Annotated in this window: 1 protein-coding gene; it reads left to right on the top strand. The window is 76.3% G+C overall.

Translation table 11 applies throughout. The annotated features are described in order from the left end of the window. The coding region (locus tag APM_RS12585) for a zinc-binding dehydrogenase (RefSeq protein WP_039888571.1) at positions 1–687 on the top strand (687 nt) is incomplete at both ends.

The raw sequence follows: 687 nt of genomic DNA, 5'->3' as shown, positions 1-687 counted from the left end.
CGATGCGCCGGCCGCATATCCACGGCGCGTTCCGCTCCGCGATCACGGTGCCGGCGCGCCAGCTCGTGCGGCTGCCGGCGGGGCTGGCGGTCGAGCGCGCCGCCTTCGCCGAGCCGCTGGCGGTGGGGCTGCACGCCGCGACACGGGCCGGGATCGGGCCGGGGATGCGGGTGATCATCGCCGGGATGGGGCCGATCGGCCTGCTCGCCCTGCTCGCCGCACGGCATCGCGGGGCCGCCGAGATCGTCGCCTGCGACGTGCTCGGCGCGCCGCTCGCCCTCGCGGCAAGGCTGGGGGCGACGGAGACGGTCGATCTCGGCCGGGAGCCGGACGGGTTGGCCCGCTTCGCCGAGGGCAAGGGCTGGTTCGATGCGGGGATCGAGGCGTCGGGCGCCGCTTCCTCGCTCGCCGGGCTGATCGGGGTGGTGCGGCCGCAGGGGCGGATCGTCCAGCTCGGCCTCGGCGGCGACATGAGCCTGCCGCTGATGGCGCTGGTGAGCAAGGAGATCGAGCTGGCCGGCGCCTTCCGCTTCGGCCCCGAATTCGCCGAGGCGGTGGCGCTGCTCGCCTCTGGCGCGATCGACCCCGACCCGTTGCTCAGCGCGGTGCTGCCGGCGGAGCGGGCGGCGGAGGCCTTCGCGCTCGCGGCGGACAAGGCGCGGGCGGTGAAGGTCCAGCTCGCCTTCT

Source organism: Acidiphilium sp. PM, assembly GCF_000219295.1.
Classification (GTDB): Bacteria; Pseudomonadota; Alphaproteobacteria; order Acetobacterales; family Acetobacteraceae; genus Acidiphilium; species Acidiphilium multivorum.
This window is presented reverse-complemented; position numbering and strand designations above follow the sequence as displayed.